At 51.3% G+C, this 15,815-nt stretch carries 20 protein-coding genes; 8 read left to right on the forward strand and 12 right to left on the reverse strand.

Annotated elements, in window-relative coordinates:
* Positions 1-102: 102 nt before the first annotated feature.
* Positions 103-2,148: a replication endonuclease gene (locus AC0LWE_RS06585; protein ID WP_474265070.1), complete on the reverse strand. Its 2,046-nt coding sequence runs from the start codon at positions 2,146-2,148 to the stop codon at positions 103-105.
* Between AC0LWE_RS06585 and AC0LWE_RS06590 the strand changes: the two genes are divergently transcribed.
* A complete protein-coding gene (locus tag AC0LWE_RS06590; RefSeq protein ID WP_234593582.1) occupies positions 2,147-2,485 on the forward strand; it encodes a hypothetical protein in 339 nt (112 codons plus the stop codon). The two genes, AC0LWE_RS06585 and AC0LWE_RS06590, sit on opposite strands and share 2 nt — an antisense overlap.
* A 74-nt stretch (positions 2,486-2,559) precedes the next feature.
* Here the strand turns inward: AC0LWE_RS06590 and AC0LWE_RS06595 are convergent, their stop codons facing one another.
* The 8 genes from AC0LWE_RS06595 to AC0LWE_RS06630 all read right to left on the reverse strand — a co-directional run bounded on the left by AC0LWE_RS06595 (position 2,560) and on the right by AC0LWE_RS06630 (position 5,739).
* The gene (locus AC0LWE_RS06595) at positions 2,560-2,811 is read right to left on the reverse strand and encodes a hypothetical protein (protein WP_180261235.1); all 252 of its coding nucleotides are present in this window, start codon (positions 2,809-2,811) and stop codon (positions 2,560-2,562) included.
* Entirely contained in the window at positions 2,808-3,668 is an 861-nt protein-coding gene (locus AC0LWE_RS06600) for a DNA adenine methylase (protein ID WP_234593581.1), read from the reverse strand. Before AC0LWE_RS06600 ends, AC0LWE_RS06595 begins: the two co-directional genes overlap by 4 nt.
* Positions 3,659-3,892 (reverse strand): DUF2732 family protein, encoded by a 234-nt coding sequence (locus AC0LWE_RS06605; protein ID WP_234593580.1) that lies wholly within the window; start codon positions 3,890-3,892, stop codon positions 3,659-3,661. The genes AC0LWE_RS06600 and AC0LWE_RS06605 overlap by 10 nt, the downstream gene beginning before the upstream one ends.
* A gap of 66 nt (positions 3,893-3,958) precedes the next feature.
* The gene (locus AC0LWE_RS06610) at positions 3,959-4,360 is read right to left on the reverse strand and encodes a hypothetical protein (protein WP_234593579.1); all 402 of its coding nucleotides are present in this window, start codon (positions 4,358-4,360) and stop codon (positions 3,959-3,961) included.
* Positions 4,360-4,788, reverse strand: a complete 429-nt coding sequence (locus AC0LWE_RS06615) for a hypothetical protein (protein WP_234593577.1) — start codon at positions 4,786-4,788, stop codon at positions 4,360-4,362. The genes AC0LWE_RS06610 and AC0LWE_RS06615 overlap by 1 nt, the downstream gene beginning before the upstream one ends.
* Complete coding sequence (locus tag AC0LWE_RS06620) at positions 4,778-4,972, reverse strand: phage filamentation protein Fil family protein (protein WP_234593576.1); 195 nt, start codon at positions 4,970-4,972, stop codon at positions 4,778-4,780. The genes AC0LWE_RS06615 and AC0LWE_RS06620 overlap by 11 nt, the downstream gene beginning before the upstream one ends.
* 9 nt (positions 4,973-4,981) lie before the next feature.
* Positions 4,982-5,485, reverse strand: coding sequence for a phage regulatory CII family protein (locus tag AC0LWE_RS06625; RefSeq protein ID WP_234593575.1), 504 nt, complete (start codon positions 5,483-5,485; stop codon positions 4,982-4,984).
* Positions 5,486-5,517: 32 nt separating this feature from the next.
* Entirely contained in the window at positions 5,518-5,739 is a 222-nt protein-coding gene (locus AC0LWE_RS06630) for a regulatory phage cox family protein (RefSeq protein ID WP_234593574.1), read from the reverse strand.
* 137 nt (positions 5,740-5,876) lie between these two features.
* On the opposite strand from AC0LWE_RS06630, the gene AC0LWE_RS06635 reads away from it, so the two are divergent.
* Both AC0LWE_RS06635 and AC0LWE_RS06640 read left to right on the forward strand, forming a co-directional pair.
* Positions 5,877-6,497, forward strand: coding sequence for a phage repressor protein CI (locus tag AC0LWE_RS06635; protein ID WP_234593572.1), 621 nt, complete (start codon positions 5,877-5,879; stop codon positions 6,495-6,497).
* A 78-nt stretch (positions 6,498-6,575) separates the two neighbouring features.
* Complete coding sequence (locus tag AC0LWE_RS06640; RefSeq protein ID WP_234593571.1) at positions 6,576-7,625, forward strand: phage integrase; 1,050 nt, start codon at positions 6,576-6,578, stop codon at positions 7,623-7,625.
* 386 nt (positions 7,626-8,011) lie between these two features.
* On the opposite strand, the gene AC0LWE_RS06645 is transcribed toward AC0LWE_RS06640, so the two are convergent.
* Positions 8,012-8,560, reverse strand: a complete 549-nt coding sequence (locus AC0LWE_RS06645; protein WP_202665185.1) for a TetR/AcrR family transcriptional regulator — start codon at positions 8,558-8,560, stop codon at positions 8,012-8,014.
* Positions 8,561-8,641: 81 nt separating this feature from the next.
* Between AC0LWE_RS06645 and AC0LWE_RS06650 the strand changes: the two genes are divergently transcribed.
* A complete protein-coding gene (locus AC0LWE_RS06650) occupies positions 8,642-9,856 on the forward strand; it encodes an MFS transporter (RefSeq protein WP_202667111.1) in 1,215 nt (404 codons plus the stop codon).
* A complete protein-coding gene (locus AC0LWE_RS06655; RefSeq protein WP_219346846.1) occupies positions 9,846-10,658 on the forward strand; it encodes a Cof-type HAD-IIB family hydrolase in 813 nt (270 codons plus the stop codon). Before AC0LWE_RS06650 ends, AC0LWE_RS06655 begins: the two co-directional genes overlap by 11 nt.
* A 47-nt stretch (positions 10,659-10,705) precedes the next feature.
* On the opposite strand, the gene AC0LWE_RS06660 is transcribed toward AC0LWE_RS06655, so the two are convergent.
* On the reverse strand, positions 10,706-11,941 hold the full coding sequence (locus AC0LWE_RS06660) for an MFS transporter (RefSeq protein WP_202667113.1): 1,236 nt from the start codon (positions 11,939-11,941) through the stop codon (positions 10,706-10,708).
* Positions 11,942-12,107: 166 nt separating this feature from the next.
* Between AC0LWE_RS06660 and AC0LWE_RS06665 the strand changes: the two genes are divergently transcribed.
* The 3 genes from AC0LWE_RS06665 (at position 12,108) to deoR (ending at position 14,276) form a co-directional block, all read left to right on the forward strand.
* Positions 12,108-12,836 (forward strand): phosphatase PAP2 family protein, encoded by a 729-nt coding sequence (locus AC0LWE_RS06665; RefSeq protein ID WP_059178531.1) that lies wholly within the window; start codon positions 12,108-12,110, stop codon positions 12,834-12,836.
* A 7-nt stretch (positions 12,837-12,843) separates the two neighbouring features.
* Positions 12,844-13,452 (forward strand): undecaprenyl-diphosphate phosphatase, encoded by a 609-nt coding sequence (gene ybjG / locus AC0LWE_RS06670; protein WP_131487179.1) that lies wholly within the window; start codon positions 12,844-12,846, stop codon positions 13,450-13,452.
* Between the two features lie 65 nt (positions 13,453-13,517).
* Positions 13,518-14,276: a DNA-binding transcriptional repressor DeoR gene (gene deoR / locus AC0LWE_RS06675; RefSeq protein ID WP_174342222.1), complete on the forward strand. Its 759-nt coding sequence runs from the start codon at positions 13,518-13,520 to the stop codon at positions 14,274-14,276.
* A gap of 84 nt (positions 14,277-14,360) precedes the next feature.
* Here the strand turns inward: deoR and dacC are convergent, their stop codons facing one another.
* Positions 14,361-15,566 carry a serine-type D-Ala-D-Ala carboxypeptidase gene (gene dacC / locus AC0LWE_RS06680; protein ID WP_059178742.1) on the reverse strand — a complete coding sequence of 402 codons (1,206 nt, stop codon included), beginning with the start codon at positions 15,564-15,566 and terminating at the stop codon, positions 14,361-14,363.
* Between the last annotated feature and the right edge of the window lie 249 nt (positions 15,567-15,815).

The raw sequence follows: 15,815 nt of genomic DNA on the forward strand, positions 1-15,815 counted from the left end.
AACAACTGTATAGATACACAGTATACATAAAAGCACGATTTGTGAAATGATAATTCACGTGAATTGAAATTTACGTATTACATATCACGCACTTACACACCATCACTGCCAGCCTGGCCATTGTTCATCCTCTGGCTTACTCCTTTTCTCCTGTAACCTCCCCTTCCTGTAAATCAGGGCTGTTCGCCCAAATATCAGACCGCCGCCGCGCTTCAAAATGTCTATTTCTTCCTCCGTTCCGGCAAATCCGCGCTGGTTCAGTTCCAGTTTTAACCACCTCCGGTTTCCACCCTCCGTACAGTTATTGACAGAACTCCTAGGCGGCGCATTCGCGCCGCTAACTGCAACCGCCTGATCGGCGGTTAACTTCGGTACAATCTTCCACTTTGTGAGCCGCGTTAAGATCGGCGTACCTACGCCAATAACTGGAGAGAAAACCCCCTTAACCCGCACGATTTCCTCACCATATGCGTTATATTCCTGGCCTGTTTCGTACCAGGTTCTGGCAATCAACTCATCCCTTCTGACAAATGGTCCCCCCTGTTCATTGATGTACTTTGCCCAGTCGCCGTTATCTGCCGCATCATGCACAGCGGCAAATTCCACGCTCAACCCCATAGCGGTATCGTGATCAGCCATTCGGCGTAGCTCACGCCATACCGTAACCGGTGCGCCACCAACGAACTGAAACTGACGGATACGCCAGCAGGATGCCCAGGCAGCAGCGGCTACCGCAGCTTCTTTCATGGGCTTACCACTTTCATCATCCAGTTCATCGTCCAGTGCGTAACCATCAATATTTTTAGAAATGTATTTGGCCACATATCCCGTTGCCGACCCTTTTTCTGGATCGATGCTTTCCGCATGAAAACGGGCTTTTCTCGCTTTATCGGTAATCAACTCTGCGTGGTCTTCATCCATCGCGTAATCACGCAAAATTCCTCGCACCTGCACAACCTCTTCTGGGCGCATAAACAGCAGCATATGCCAGTGTGGCGTTCCATCGTGATGCTGCTCAGCTACCCTAATCCCAAAAACACGCAAATCATTGCGGTGCAGTTTTGCCCGGATTCTTCCCCACACTTTTCTTAAATATCCCTGCGTATCTGCTGGACTGCTGCCATCCCACTTGCGGTTGCGATGGCCATGAACGGTAGTAGCGTGATACTTGGACGGTGCAGTTATGGTGTAAAACTCCCCCACATAACCCAATTCGTTACAGACATTTTCAAAACCTCGAATACGCACCATCATTTCCGTACGCCGTATCGCTGGGTTTGCCACGCTTCCCCAGTATTTATCGATCAGGCTGATTCGGTTGCCTTCTTCATCCTCCAGTTCCATGGATTTAAGAAATTCCCGTGTGCGGCGCTTCTGCTCTTTCCATTCGCGGATCATCTGCTTGCTGGCGTAGGTGCTGATTTTTTTACTGACATGATTCAAGGAAATTTGCAGATGCTCACGCCACTCCGCTGCATGTCTGCGCAGTCGTCGTGCCCACCATTGATCGGACATCATCCGCGAAAGAGCTGCTGCGGCCTGCGGTTCATCAAAGTAGCGATTCATTAGTTTTTCAAAGTCTGGGGCAATTTGGCGGAATGCCTGGGTGATACTCGCAGCGCGCACATAAAGCGCATACAGCAACTTCAGCGCACCTGCATCAGGCATTTCATCGTTGATAAGGCTGAGTTCCATAGTGATGAACGTCGAAACATCTTGCGCCAGCAGGGCAATGTCTTCTTTCGACATATCAGGAAGGTGATTAAAGCGATGCATCAGGCGGACAGTATCGGCTGTCATTTTGCCGATGTTATAACGCTTTGAAACGATATTTACGCGCGGCAGAATGCGCTCAAGGAATGTTTTTGCGAGAAACGCGTTTGCACGTTTTATGCCCTGCTCTTTCTCCAGTTTACTGGCCGTCGAATTTACTGACATACGGACAATCAGTGGCTGCTTTTGTAGCAAATCCTGAGCGCACGCTAACGCCGCATTATCCCGATCACGTTGGTTTAATTCTTCGTATGTGGGGAACGGGCTTGCGATTGCCTCTAGCGGCGCGTTCCAGGTGTATGCCCACTGTTTGATCGCCGATTCGCTTTCCGATAGGTTAGGCATAAACCCTCCAGACCATATGGAAAATCGCATGAAGCACCGTTACACCCGAGATTGCCCCCGCCCAGATTATGATGAAACGATCACCGAGTGGCTGAACACGCTTGATATTGATGACGGAATGATGAGCTATCCCGTGGCTATTTATCACGACGGGTACATTTACCGGGTGATTACAGGCCACGGAATGAGTGAATATGTTTCTATCCGTATTTTTTTGGGTGAGATTGGGCTGACCAACCTTATAGATGATACGGCCACATTCCGGGGTTACGATGCAGTGATGGCTATTCCAGATGTAAAAGCAGCAATGGCTGAAGGCATATTTAGGATGGCTGACATCCCCAAAAATACCCCTCCCGCTAAGTAAGTAAACACGATACGCAACATCATACCGCCAGATATCGGCGGCATGATGTTGACCATGATTGAAAGCGAGATCGGTCACGCCCTACCCGCCAGGCTGTGCCAGATTTTTAGATACTTACGCACCAGCCAGACAGCCAGTTCAATGCCCCACGCAACTGGCCATAGCGCTGCCCAGACATGAACAATGATGAAATCCATCATATCTGGCACATAGTCCCCACTATCTTTCTTCAGGTTACGGGTATTAACAAACAGGAAGACCAGAGCTATAACCACGTAAACGCTGTAGTAAACCCAGAGCCAGATTGATTCACCGAAGACAATCACGCAGCCCCCTTATTCACCGCAATGTTGAGCGGGGATTTAAGGATCAACTCTTTAGCCACCTTCTGACTCGCAGCTGCTGCACCAACACTGCGTGGTGCATTTACCCGTACAGCATCAAAACCGGCATACAGATAGCGCACCATTTCCAGATCGCTGTTTGACGCAACAACACTCACGCCCTTTTCAGCGAGGCGGCGCAGCCTTCTGGCCAGCCGTCCCTGATCAAGATGTGAAAAGCCGCTTTCCGTGTATGAGGTGAAATTTCCTGATTCCGTCAGGTATGGCGGATCGCAATAGACCACATCCCCGGCACGAACCAAGGCCAACGTTTCGGAGTAATGCGCTGTGATAAACGTCGCGCGCTTCGCCTTTTCAGCAAATGCACGGACTTCATCAAGCGGGAAATAGTTCTTCTTGTACTTCCCGAACGGAACATTGAACTGGCCACGGCGGTTGTAACGGCAAAGCCCATTAAAGCCGTGGCGGTTCAGGTACATGAAACGGGCAGCAGCTGCAACGCTTTCAGCCCCATGTACTTTCCCCGACAAGTTGAACGCGTCCCGAACGGCATAGTAAAAAATGGCGCGACTCTCCTGTTCACCTAACCCCCCGGCAGAAAAAAGGGTTTCAAGCTCCATGAGAAATGCGTCTGTGTGGTAGGCCATAGCCTTATAGAGATTGACTAAATCCGGGTTCAGGTCAGCGATCAGATATTCGTCATAGTCCGTATTCATCATTACGGCGCACGAACCCGCGAAAGGTTCCACCAGGCGCTTACCTTCCGGCAAGTGGCCACACAACTGCTGCATCAGGCGGACTTTACTACCTACCCATTTAAGCGGTGTTTTTATTGCCATGCTGCACCGCCTTTACTGCAAATGGCCACAGCCTCTTCACGGATCAGCTCTACGATTTCCGCAGCACTCAGCCCTTCATTGGCGGCAAAAGTGGCAAGCTTATCCAAACGGGTGGAACATAGATCAGCTGCTGCAACCTTACCCTCCTGCGTGGCCTTAATAAGCATTGCCATCAGGTCAATACCTGATTCTGTTGCTGGTAAATTCTGACGAGTCATGTGCATTTTTATTTCCTTAAGGCAAAAGAATCCCCGGCCATCGCAGGGATGGCCAAAAACTCAGACTGTTAATTAGTGGAAAGAAACGGTAATGGGCGCGGCTGAATAGCTCGGCGCGGGTACTTTGTGTAACTCGTAGGTATTGCGCCACCACTCCTGGATCAGCGCCTTAATCTCTCCTACTCCTAACGCTCCAGCGGTATAAAAAATGGTTCGAATGCTGGCCAGCGCTTCAACCTGGGCATATTTGCTTTCGGCTTCGCGGTACACGCAGCACCAGAAGGCTGTATTTAAAGCAAGCCAGTGACGCGCGTTTGTCATGTGCTCAGTGTCGTTAAAGAAAAAAGGATGCAAAGCCACACGGCCACTTTTTACGGTACTTTTCTCCAGAAAGAGAATGACGTAATTATGTGGAACACCCCACACAGCCAGCTCCTGTCCCAGTTCTTTGGCGTTTACAGAGATAATGGACATTAATGATTCTCCTGCTGTTGCAACTTATGAACGATATGAGGCGCGATAATCATCTGCACGCCATTACTGCTGTGGATCGGATGTGCCTTTTTCACCTGGCGGTTGGCGCTGCGTTTCGAAAAATCGCTGTCGCACAAACTCCCGAATCCTTCAAACGTCAGACGCGCCCTGGATATTCCCTGGCGCAGTTGAATCATTGCCCGGTAATCCAGGCGCTCGAATAACTCAGACCAGTTGCATTTACACAAGTGAGCCTTAAACACGTCCGTTCCTGAAGCAACTGCGGCAGCATGTAAAACAACCCCGCGCCATTCTGGTGTTAATTTGTCCCACCATTCGGCGGCTTCGCTTTTCTCGCTCCAGTATTTACGGCGGATATTTCCAAGCCATTTCAGGCCTAGTTCATGTTGCTCCGAATTAATGGCCATAGCGTCCCCGTGTAAATCCGAACAAACGGGACCACCACGGACGACGAGATAAACGGGCGTTGAACTTGTATTGGTGGCCAGGGTTCCAGCGCTGGCCGTTTGGCAGTTCAATCCAGCCTGTAGACCCGCTGGCCAGTTGTATGGCCGGAGATTCATTTTTCAGGTAAGTCACAAAAGCTTTCATGGTTATCCCTCACATCATGCCGCTGGCACTGCTAGTAACGATATCGACGGCAGCAGCAAGAACCGGCGCAGACTGGAGACGGCTTTCAACGGTGTAAGCCAGGACGGAAAGGGAACGGATAGCATCTCGCGCACGGTCAAGAATTTGTGTACGGCGCGCGGCTGTCATGTGCTCAGTTGATACAGCTTCCCCAGCGATCGCCCCCACATTGGCGGTGGCACTCAACGCGCAAAACTGCATGTTGGCTTCAGTGGCGTTATTGACCGGAACGGATGGAAGGCAATTAATCTGCCCCAGCATCCCATCCAGTAAACGGGCATCTTCCGTGTAATCGGTGATAGCCAGAAGCTCGTCGCAGGTCAGACGGTGCGGTTGAACCGGGTTCAATTTATTGCGCAGCATTTGTGGGCGCATACCAACGGCAGCAGCCACATCTTCTAGATTGTGCGCCAGCGCAAACGCTCGGCAAGCTGCATCAAAATGTGCATGTTTGGAAGTTTGGTAATCAAACATAGTCAGCACCCTCTCAGCGTTTCAAAATCGAATCAGTTAAGTACGATGTTGCAACCCGCAAGGGCGTCGATAGTAAGAGCCGCGATATTGATCATGACCTTTTCACGGCCTAAGTCTTTACGAAGTCGGTGACGAGGCAGACGGCCATCCTTCAACATCGCTTCAACGGTATCTTCCGGTAAACCAGTGAGTTCGATGTACTTCTCTTTTGAAATTGAAGGGACTGGCAGATTGATTGAAATGTTTGTGGTCATGGTGCAAGATTCCTCGTTTAAGTCTCAAACCGTAGCAAGCGGTGATAAGTATTAAATAACTCCATTTCCGTACTTCAAGCGGAAGGCTAATGCTTCAAATGGAGTTAGTCAACAAATAAAACTCCAAGGGCGTAATTATGGACTTCAATAAAGGCGGGCAGGAAGTAATCAAGCGATTGCTAACAGCTTATGGGTTCAAGACACGACAGGCTTTATGCGATCAGTTGGGTGCATCAACTAGTACGATGAGCACCCGATGGATGAGGGATATTTTTCCTTCTGACTGGGTTATTCAATGCGCTATGGAAACTGGCGCCTCACTAGAATGGCTTTCTTTTGGTGAGGGTGAACCCTTCAAAAATGGAGATAAAAAAACTCCAAATGAGTACCCGCAGACTGCAAACGATAATGCTTTGGGCGATGTAATTGCGGTTCCTCGGAAAAAAATCATTGATGGAATTATCTACGACTCCAATTTTTTTATGCTCGACAAAGCAATGCTCCCTACTCATCTATGCAAGCCAGTAATAATTTTTGAGGATGAAACTCAATATCTTGCAGAACAAAAAGGTGACGAGGTATCGGATGGAACTTGGGTTGTGGAGATTGAGGGGAAAGTTAGCATCAAAGAACTCACCCGCATTCCAGTTGGCAGGGTGCTTGTTGCCCCAGTTTCAGGCGGTCAATCTTTTGAATGTGGAATTAATGACCTTAAGCCACTGGCGAAATGCCATTACTACCTAATGACAAATGTTTGATAACAGAACTATCAAACATTGACACTGTATAAATAAACAGTAAATCATACCCCATCTTAAAGTAATAAGGGGTATTCAATGGCAGTTCGTAAACTTGAAGCAGGAAAATGGATATGCGAATGCTACCCAGCCGGACGCACTGGGCGCAGGGTAAGAAAGCAGTTTGCCACTAAAGGTGAAGCACTGGCGTTTGAGCGCCACATCATGGACGAAACAGCGGCCAAACCATGGTTAAGTGAAAGTGTTGACCGGCGTTCACTAAAAGATGTTGTAGACCTTTGGTATAAACTGCACGGCACCTCTTTGTCCGCAGGTAAACACGTTTACGCTAAGCTCTTACTCATAGTCAATGCACTAGGCAATCCTACAGCCAGTTTGCTAACACCCAAGATGTTTGCCCATTATCGTGATAAACGCATTACCGGAGAGATTTACTTCAGTGAGAAATGGCGAAAAGGTGCCAGTCTAGTTACCGTCAACCTAGAGCAGAGTTATCTCAGCAGTGTTTTCAGTGAACTCATTCACCTGGGTGAATGGTTACAGCCTAATCCTCTGGAAAACATGCGCAAATTCACCATAGCCGAAAAGGAAATGGCTTGGCTGACGCATGATCAAATAGCAGAATTAATGTATGACTGTCAGCGTCAAAACCGATTGCTAACACTCGTCGTTAAAATTTGCCTGTGTACTGGCGCGCGCTGGCGAGAGGCGGTAAATCTTACACGTTCGCAGGTTACAAAATATCGCATCACTTTTACCCGGACGAAGGGGAAGAAAAATCGTAGCGTACCGATCAGCCCTGGCTTGTATGAAGAATTAACTTCCCTTAAAGGATTTAAGTTCTTCGACGATTATTATTTCCAGTTTTCATCAGTAATGGACAAAACCTCCATAATCCTGCCACGCGGTCAGCTTACTCACGTGCTACGCCATACCTTTGCCGCGCACTTTATGATGTCCGGTGGGAACATTCTCGCCTTGCAAAAAATATTAGGCCATCACGATATCAAAATGACTATGCGCTACGCGCATCTGGCACCAGAACACCTGGAATCAGCACTACGCTTCAATCCGTTGGCCACCATGCCCAGTGGCGACGAAGTGGCGGCGACCATTGCCATTCCCTAATGCTTACTACCAATCACAACCTATTTAACTTATTGATTTAATTATAAGTCATTGTTTTTAATAACCCATTTGCATAAATGGGTTTTTTGTTGCCTGTTATTCATAGCCTCTCCATTCACAACCACCTCGATCCTTACTTTCTCCAGCCGCTGCTGGTTATCATCAGTAAACCAAAAATTTCATATCTGACCCGAACTCAATCCGAGCGGATATTTGAGCGCCTACGTCTTACAGTTATTTATATAATTAAAAGCAATCACTTATATTCATATCAATGTAAAAAATATCTGGTTTTAAAGGGCACTCCAGAGAGATAAAGCCTGAAAAGCGTGACGAATGCCTAACAGAATCAGGAAGCAATAAGCAATCACATCCTCGTATCTCTTTCAGCAATGCTCACCAGCAATCCGTCCCACCATCCGTCGAATATCGTCTCGCGAGAGCGGCTGCCTGTCCGTCACAAAATGCAGCGTCATCCCTTCGATAAAGGCATCCAGGGCACGTGCAGTCACCGGATCAAACCACTGCTCAAGCGTCGACTGACTGGTTTGCATCCAGTCCTGCATCACCTTTTTTAACGCAGGCTTGCGGCTCATCAGCGCGTAAAGTTGATACATTAGCTCCATATTATGTGGCGTGGTCACTTCAGAACTGTGGATCAGCGTGGTAATGGATTCGCAGGCCATTTCCGGCCCGGTGACGCCCGCAAAAAAGTCGCAATATTGCTGTGACATATGACAGGTAAAACGCGTGAACGCCTCTTCCAGCAGTGAATCCATACCGTCGAAATAATAGGTCATCGACCCTAGCGGCACCCCCGCACAGGTGGCGATTTTACGGTGCGTGACGGCATCTATCCCATGCTCTGCAATGGTCTCCAGAGTAGCCTGAAGAATTCTTTCCCGGCGCTGTGGATCGTTCGGTCGTCTGCTCATAAATTCCTCTTTCCGTTTGTGTACAAATGTACACAAACTTGCTAGTGTTGTCGCTATTGTTATGCTTCTGGTGTGATTCGAATGACCTCAACCTCTCCACGCAAGGCCCTGCAGCGACGCATGTGGGCGCTCTTTATGTTCTTCTTTATTCCTGGATTGCTGATGGCATCCTGGGCTACGCGCACGCCCGCGATCCGCGACATTTTGACGGTATCGACCGCAGAAATGGGCATCGTGCTGTTTGGTCTGTCGATTGGTTCAATGAGCGGCATTCTTTGCTCTGCGTGGCTGGTTAAGCGCTTTGGTACACGCACCGTCATCCGCACCACCATGTGCTGCGCGGTGCTGGGAATGGTGTTTCTGAGCGTAGCGCTATGGTTTGCCTCGCCGCTGATGTTTGCCCTCGGCCTGACGGTATTTGGTGGCAGTTTTGGCGCGGCAGAAGTGGCGATTAACGTAGAAGGTGCCGCCGTTGAACGCGAAATGGATAAAACCGTGCTGCCGATGATGCATGGCTTTTATAGCCTCGGCACGCTGGCAGGCGCAGGCGTGGGTATGGCGCTGACGGCATTCGGCGTCGCGGCAAACTTACATATTCTACTGGCGGCATTGGTCTGCATTATCCCTATTCTCACTGGCATCACCGCGATACCTGATGGCACCGGTAAAAATACCGCGGAAGAGCAAAAATCGGTGGTGAAAGGTTTGCCGTTTTATCGCGACATGCAGTTGATGCTGATTGGTGTCGTGGTTCTGGCGATGGCCTTTGCCGAAGGCTCCGCTAACGACTGGCTCCCGCTATTAATGGTCGACGGTCATGGCTTTAGCCCGACCTCCGGCTCGCTGATTTACGCTGGATTCACCCTCGGCATGACCGTCGGGCGCTTTACCGGCGGCTGGTTTATCGATCGCTACAGCCGTGTGGCCGTAGTCCGCGCCAGTGCATTAATGGGTGCGCTAGGCATCGCGTTGATTATCTTTGTCGACGTGGACTGGATAGCAGGCGTATCGGTAATTTTATGGGGCGCAGGCGCATCGCTTGGATTCCCGCTGACTATTTCCGCTGCCAGCGACACTGGCCCGGATGCGCCGACACGTGTCAGCGTGGTGGCGACGACGGGCTATTTGGCCTTCCTGGTCGGTCCGCCGCTGCTCGGTTTCCTCGGTGAACATTACGGGTTGCGCAGCGCCATGCTGGTGGTGTTAGCGTTAGTCATCGTTGCCGCGCTGGTGGCCAAAGCGGTCGCCAAACCGGATTCGCAAGACTCAGCTATGGAGAAGGGATATGAGCGTTAAGTTAATCGCAGTCGACATGGATGGCACCTTTTTAAGCGACGCCAAAACTTACAATCGTGAACGCTTTCTGGCGCAATATGAACGCATGAAACAGCAAGGTATTCGCTTCGTGGTTGCCAGCGGGAATCAATATTATCAGCTGATCTCTTTCTTCCCCGACATTGCGCATGAAATTGCCTTTGTCGCGGAAAATGGCGGCTGGGTGGTAAATGCCCGGGAAGATGTGTTCAACGGCGAGCTGACCAAAACGCAGTTTGATACCGTCGCGCGCTTTCTCTGTTCATTGCCCGAAGTAGAAGTCATCGCCTGCGGGAAAAACAGCGCTTATACCCTGAAATCGTACGACGACTCCCTCAAAGAGATGGCGGCAAAATATTACCACCGTCTCGAAATGGTCGAGAATTTCGATAACCTGAACGACATTTTCTTTAAGTTTGGGCTTAACCTGCCGGACAGCGAAATCCCACGCATTCAGACCATGATTCATGCGGAACTCAGCGATATTATGGTGCCGGTCACGACCGGGCACGGCAATATCGATTTGATAATTCCGGGTGTGCACAAAGCGAACGGTCTGCGTATTTTGCAGAAGCGTTGGGGCATTGAGGACAACGAAGTGGTGACCTTCGGTGACAGCGGCAACGACGTCGAAATGCTGCGTCAGTCTGGCTTTAGCTTTGCGATGGCGAATGCCAAAGCGCATATCAAAGCCGTCGCGCGTTTTGAGGCACCGCACAATAATGACGAAGGCGTGCTGGACGTCATCGAGAAAGTGTTAACCAAAGAAGCGCCGTTTAACTAAAGGCTTAGCCCGGTCGCGTTGCTGCGCTGGCCGGGCTCTCCACACTGTTACGGCTGTAACGCGTTGCCGACGCGTTTATTTTTCAAGAATATCACCATCAGCCCCACCCACAGTACGCCGTTCGCCAGATTAAACAGGCTGAAAAGGCCGTTACCGCCAAGGATGTAAGCATGTTTGCTGACTTCGATCCCGACGGTAAAAATCAGCATCTGCAGCATGCCCATCGCGGCCGACACCGTTCCTTTACTCATCTCACTGGCAAACAGCGTCAGGCGCACCAGGCCTGCGTTGGCAAGACCAATCCCAAACGCATAAATGCTCAGGCCAGCGGTCATCCACAGATAAGCATGTGAAGAGACCACCGTGGCGACAGCGGCGAGAATCAAACCGCCTGCAATCGGCCCGCCGCCCAGGATGATCAGCGAGCGCACGGAGCGGCGTGACGTCAGACGGGCAAGCACCAGATTACCGATAATGAGCGCGCCAAAAATCGGCACCTGCAACAGGCCATATTCATAGCTGCTGAGTTTCTCACCGCTGATAATAATCACCGGCGACTGCGCAATCCACGCCAGCAGCGGCAGGCTGACAAATCCGGTTGCCAGCGCGCCCGCCACGAAGCGGACGTTTTTCAACACTTCTTTATAATCGCGGCCTAACTCTTTGAGCGACAATTTTTCGCCCAGTCGGGTCGCGGTTTCTGGCATTGCGCGATGCAGGCCGTACCAGGAAATCGCCGCTAACAGCGCGAAAAGGATAAACATCCCTTCCCACGGCGCAACGTGTACCCAGGCCGCGCCCACCAGCGGGCCGAGCAGCGGTGCTATCAGCGCCACGTTCGCCATCAACGCGGTAATTTTGATGCACACCGCCTCTTCAAATGACTCCTGGATGGCGGCATACCCCACAGCACCGATAAAGCAGAGGCTCACGCCCTGCAAAAAGCGCAGCACCATGAATTGTTCGATCGTTTGCGCCAGCAAAATGGCGAGGCAGGTGACGATAAACCACACCACGCCGGTCAGCATAACCGGACGGCGGCCAATACGGTCCGACAGCGGTCCCAGCAACCACTGCAAAAACATGCCCCCCGCCAGATAGGCGGTCATGGATGTGGGTACCCACTCGATTCCAGCGTTGTATTGCGCGACCACCGCCAGCATACCGGGCTGGATCATATCGTTAGCGATATAGGTCGAGAATTCGTAAAGCACCAGACACAGCGGAAACAGTAACGCCTGACGACCCAGACGATGACCGGAAGAAGAAGAACGGTTTAACATGCGGTCTCTTTATGATGAAAAATCGCGATGATTTTAATGAATTGGCCGGTGTCGAGATAGTGAATTATTGAAGATAAACAGAAATACAGCACATATCGCTGTCGTTTAAGGTTTCCTTAAGTTGCCCCCCCTATGATAACCCTATTTCCCGTCATCGAATGTCATCATGGCCCCATTACCTGTCGCATCAGAATTATCTAAGTCACAGACAACTAAGACAAAACCGCTTTACCGTCTGCCGGCACGCTTTTATGGTTATCAGCTTTTGGCGCTAGGGGTTCTGGCGGTGCTGTTTACCTGGCTTTCGCGCGACGAAATGCTGGACCGCTGGATAACGGGCTTTTGGTTTGACGCGGCAACGCACCGTTTTCCGCTGCAACAGAACCACTTGCTCGATTTACTCAATCACCGACTGGCAAAGTTCATCGCCATTGCGTTGGCTGCCGTCGCGCTGATTTACGGCGCGTATCGTCGCAACGCGCCGCTGGTGACGGGCGCGTTATTGATGGGGCTCGGCACCCTGGTCGTCGGCGTCCTGAAAAGCATGAGCCATCACAGCTGCCCGTGGGATCTGGTGGAGTACGGCGGTAAGGCTGTTTCGTATCCCCTGTTCGGCAGCGCGCCGGTTGATAGCGGCCCGGGCCGTTGTTTCCCCGGCGGGCACGCGTCCAGCGGCTTTATGGTGATGGGACTGTTTTTTGCGTTCTGGCGCGAGCGTCCACGTCTGGCCTGGGGCTTTGTCGCACTCGGCGTTATCTCTGGGCTACTGATGGGCTATGGCCAGGTAATGCGCGGCGCGCATTTTTTCTCTCACAACCTGTGGGCAGGTTGGTGGGTATGGTTTTCTCAGGTTTTGGCTTATGGCCTTGTTTCAGCCTGGTTTGCAAAAGAGTGATGATGGAATGCTAGAGAATCTTAATTTAGGCCTGTTTTATCTGATTAATGCCACCCCGGCCTCGCCAGAGTGGATGATTGTCTTCGCCAAATTTATCGCCAAAGATCTGATTAACATTGTCCCGGCGCTGGTGGTGATCCTCTGGCTATGGGGGCCGCGTAAACAGGTCAGCGCGCAGCGCCAACTGGTGATAAAAGTCGCCATGGCACTTGCTGTCAGCATGACGGCATCGTGGATGCTGGGACATCTGTTCCCACACGATCGGCCGTTTGTCGACCATATTGGCTCCAATTTCCTGCATCATTCGGCGGATGACTCTTTCCCAAGCGATCACGGCACGGTGATCTTCACCTTCGCGCTGGCTTTCCTGTTCTGGCATCGCGTCTGGTCTGGCGTGGTCCTGATGGGCATCGCGATCGCGATCGCCTGGTCACGCGTCTATCTGGGCGTTCACTGGCCGCTGGATATGCTCGGCGGTCTGCTGGTGGGTATGATTGGCTGCCTGAGTGCGCAAATCCTGTGGAAGCTTTTTGGTCCTCAGCTCTATCGCGGACTCCAGCAGGTCTATCGCATCTGCTTTGCCCTGCCTATCCGCAAAGGCTGGGTACGTGACTAATCCCGGTGCGACAGGTTACACTTGAGCCCCCGCGTTGCGGGGTTCACTTTTGATCCTGAGGACCTATGGAAACACGACGCGACGACCGCATTGCCCAGCTACTGCAGGCGCTGAAGCGCAGCGATAAGCTGCATCTCAAAGAAGCCGCGACGTTGCTAGGCGTCTCTGAGATGACCATTCGTCGCGATCTGAACAGCGAAAGTGCCCCCGTGGTGCTGCTCGGCGGGTATATCGTTCTCGAACCTCGCAGCGGTAGTCACTATCTGATTAACGATCAAAAAACCCGTCTGGTCGAAGAAAAACGCAAAGCCGCGCGTCAGGCCGCGTCGTTAGTCCAGCCGCATCAAACCCTGTTTTTTGATTGTGGTACCACCACGCCCTGGATTATCGAAGCCATCGATAACGAACTGCCGTTTACCGGCGTCTGTTATTCGCTAAACACTTTTCTGGCCTTACAGGAAAAGCCCGAGTGCCGGGTGATTCTTTGTGGCGGGGAGTTCCACGCCAGCAACGCGATTTTCAAGCCGCTCAATCTGCAGGATACGCTTAGCAACCTGTGTCCGGATATCGCCTTTTATTCGGCGGCGGGCGTCAGCGTACGCCAGGGTGCGACCTGTTTTAATCTCGAAGAGCTGACGGTGAAGCATTGGGCGATGAATGCCGCGCAGTATCATGTACTGGTGGTGGATCACAGTAAGTTCGGGAAAGTGCGCTCGGCAAGAATGGGCGAACTGTCGCGGTTTGATGCGATTGTCAGCGACTGCCGCCCGGATGATGACCTGGTAGACCATGCAAAAGAGCATCACATTAAGCTGATCTATTAGGCTGATGCCCGCATCTCAACTCTCCCTGTGGGAGAAAGCGCAAATACTAAAACGGCAACCTGAAGGTTGCCGTTTTGCATTTATCTAGGAGAACCAGCTCCCGAACCACTGGTGGAATTTCATCAGGACGAAATCCCACATCCGGCTAATGAAGCCGCCCTCTTCCACCGCTTGCATCACAATCAGCGGACGCTGCTCGATGGATTTACCGTTTAGCTGGAAGTCGATTGTCCCGACCACCTGGCCCTTTTTCAGCGGTGCGGTAAGCTGCGGGTCCGTCAAGGTGTAGCTGGCTTTCAGGTTTTTCAGCTGTCCGCGCGGAATGGTCACTGAACCGGCTTCACCCGCGCCCAGATTGACTTCACTCTTATCGCCAAACCACACGCGCTGGCTGATAAACGTCGCATCCGGCTTGATCGGCGTGACGGTTTCGAAGAAGCGGAAGCCCCAGGTCAGCAGTTTTTCTGATTCGTTGAAGCGGATACGATCCGTTTTGGTCCCCAGCACCACGGAGATCAGGCGCATATCGCCCTGCGTTGCCGAGGCCACAAGGTTATAACCCGCACCCGCTGTGGTGCCGGTTTTCATACCGTCCACGTTTACGTTGCTACTCCACAACAGGCGGTTGCGGTTCGGCTGACGAATCTTGTTGAAGGTAAACTCTTTCTCTTTGTGAATGGCGTACTCTTCCGGCACATCGTGAATCAGCGCCTTGCCGAGCAATGCCATATCACGCGCGGTACTGAATTGCCCTGGCGCATCCAAACCGTGAACGGTTTTGAACGTGGTTTTGGTCAGGCCCAGTCTTTGCGCGTAACCATTCATCAAGCCAATGAATGAATCCTGACTGCCCGCCACATAATCGGCGAGCGCGATGCAGGCATCATTGCCCGACTGAATGATTACGCCTTTATTCAGATCGGAAACGGACACCTGATCGCCCGGTTTCAGGAACATAACGGACGATCCGCGCAGCGCCGGGTTGCCGGTGGCCCAGGCATCTTTGCCGATGGTGACCATATCGTCGAGCTTGATTTTGCCTGCTTTTAGCGCCTGGCCCACCACATAGCTGGTCATGATTTTGGTCAAACTCGCCGGATCGAGCTGTTCGTCCGCGTTGCCTTCCGCCAGCACTTTACCGCTGGCGTAATCCATCAAAATCCAGGCGCGCGCGTCAACCGGAGGCGCTTCAGGCGCGGCTTGTTCAGCTGCATACAGTGTTGGAGAGAACAAAAACAGTAGCGCAGAGCCTGCTGCCAGGCCGCGCAGAGAAGAAGTTAGTTGCGTCATAAATGCCACCCGAGTGTCCATTCTAAAAATCACGTCACATCACCGTGTCGCAAGAAGCGATGAGTAATAGCGCACAAATGCGTTCAAAGAAACCTAAACGAGGTAAAGTTTTTAAAGTTTACGCAATAACATTCAGATACGCTTTGATAGAGACGATTTTTTTGTCACCTGTTGCGTAATTGTTGGGTTTATCTCACCATGGAATTCGTTAGATTTCATTCACAAAACCGATGGTTTGATGATTTCAGG

It is taken from the genome of Lelliottia sp. RD5 (assembly GCF_056032945.1).

What these genes read in the sequence shown, in the direction of transcription:
- AC0LWE_RS06590 (WP_234593582.1), top strand. Translation starts at nt 2,147, where the DNA reads ATGAAGCACCGTTACACCCGAGATTGCCCCCGCCCAGATTATGATGAA.
- AC0LWE_RS06585 (WP_474265070.1), bottom strand. Translation starts at nt 2,148, where the DNA reads ATGCGATTTTCCATATGGTCTGGAGGGTTTATGCCTAACCTATCGGAA.
- AC0LWE_RS06600 (WP_234593581.1), bottom strand. Translation starts at nt 3,668, where the DNA reads ATGGCAATAAAAACACCGCTTAAATGGGTAGGTAGTAAAGTCCGCCTG.
- AC0LWE_RS06605 (WP_234593580.1), bottom strand. Translation starts at nt 3,892, where the DNA reads ATGCACATGACTCGTCAGAATTTACCAGCAACAGAATCAGGTATTGAC.
- AC0LWE_RS06610 (WP_234593579.1), bottom strand. Translation starts at nt 4,360, where the DNA reads ATGTCCATTATCTCTGTAAACGCCAAAGAACTGGGACAGGAGCTGGCT.
- AC0LWE_RS06615 (WP_234593577.1), bottom strand. Translation starts at nt 4,788, where the DNA reads ATGGCCATTAATTCGGAGCAACATGAACTAGGCCTGAAATGGCTTGGA.
- AC0LWE_RS06620 (WP_234593576.1), bottom strand. Translation starts at nt 4,972, where the DNA reads ATGAAAGCTTTTGTGACTTACCTGAAAAATGAATCTCCGGCCATACAA.
- AC0LWE_RS06625 (WP_234593575.1), bottom strand. Translation starts at nt 5,485, where the DNA reads ATGTTTGATTACCAAACTTCCAAACATGCACATTTTGATGCAGCTTGC.
- AC0LWE_RS06630 (WP_234593574.1), bottom strand. Translation starts at nt 5,739, where the DNA reads ATGACCACAAACATTTCAATCAATCTGCCAGTCCCTTCAATTTCAAAA.
- AC0LWE_RS06635 (WP_234593572.1), top strand. Translation starts at nt 5,877, where the DNA reads ATGGACTTCAATAAAGGCGGGCAGGAAGTAATCAAGCGATTGCTAACA.
- AC0LWE_RS06640 (WP_234593571.1), top strand. Translation starts at nt 6,576, where the DNA reads ATGGCAGTTCGTAAACTTGAAGCAGGAAAATGGATATGCGAATGCTAC.
- AC0LWE_RS06645 (WP_202665185.1), bottom strand. Translation starts at nt 8,560, where the DNA reads ATGAGCAGACGACCGAACGATCCACAGCGCCGGGAAAGAATTCTTCAG.
- AC0LWE_RS06650 (WP_202667111.1), top strand. Translation starts at nt 8,642, where the DNA reads ATGACCTCAACCTCTCCACGCAAGGCCCTGCAGCGACGCATGTGGGCG.
- AC0LWE_RS06655 (WP_219346846.1), top strand. Translation starts at nt 9,846, where the DNA reads ATGAGCGTTAAGTTAATCGCAGTCGACATGGATGGCACCTTTTTAAGC.
- AC0LWE_RS06660 (WP_202667113.1), bottom strand. Translation starts at nt 11,941, where the DNA reads ATGTTAAACCGTTCTTCTTCTTCCGGTCATCGTCTGGGTCGTCAGGCG.
- AC0LWE_RS06665 (WP_059178531.1), top strand. Translation starts at nt 12,108, where the DNA reads ATGGCCCCATTACCTGTCGCATCAGAATTATCTAAGTCACAGACAACT.
- ybjG (WP_131487179.1), top strand. Translation starts at nt 12,844, where the DNA reads ATGCTAGAGAATCTTAATTTAGGCCTGTTTTATCTGATTAATGCCACC.
- deoR (WP_174342222.1), top strand. Translation starts at nt 13,518, where the DNA reads ATGGAAACACGACGCGACGACCGCATTGCCCAGCTACTGCAGGCGCTG.
- dacC (WP_059178742.1), bottom strand. Translation starts at nt 15,566, where the DNA reads ATGACGCAACTAACTTCTTCTCTGCGCGGCCTGGCAGCAGGCTCTGCG.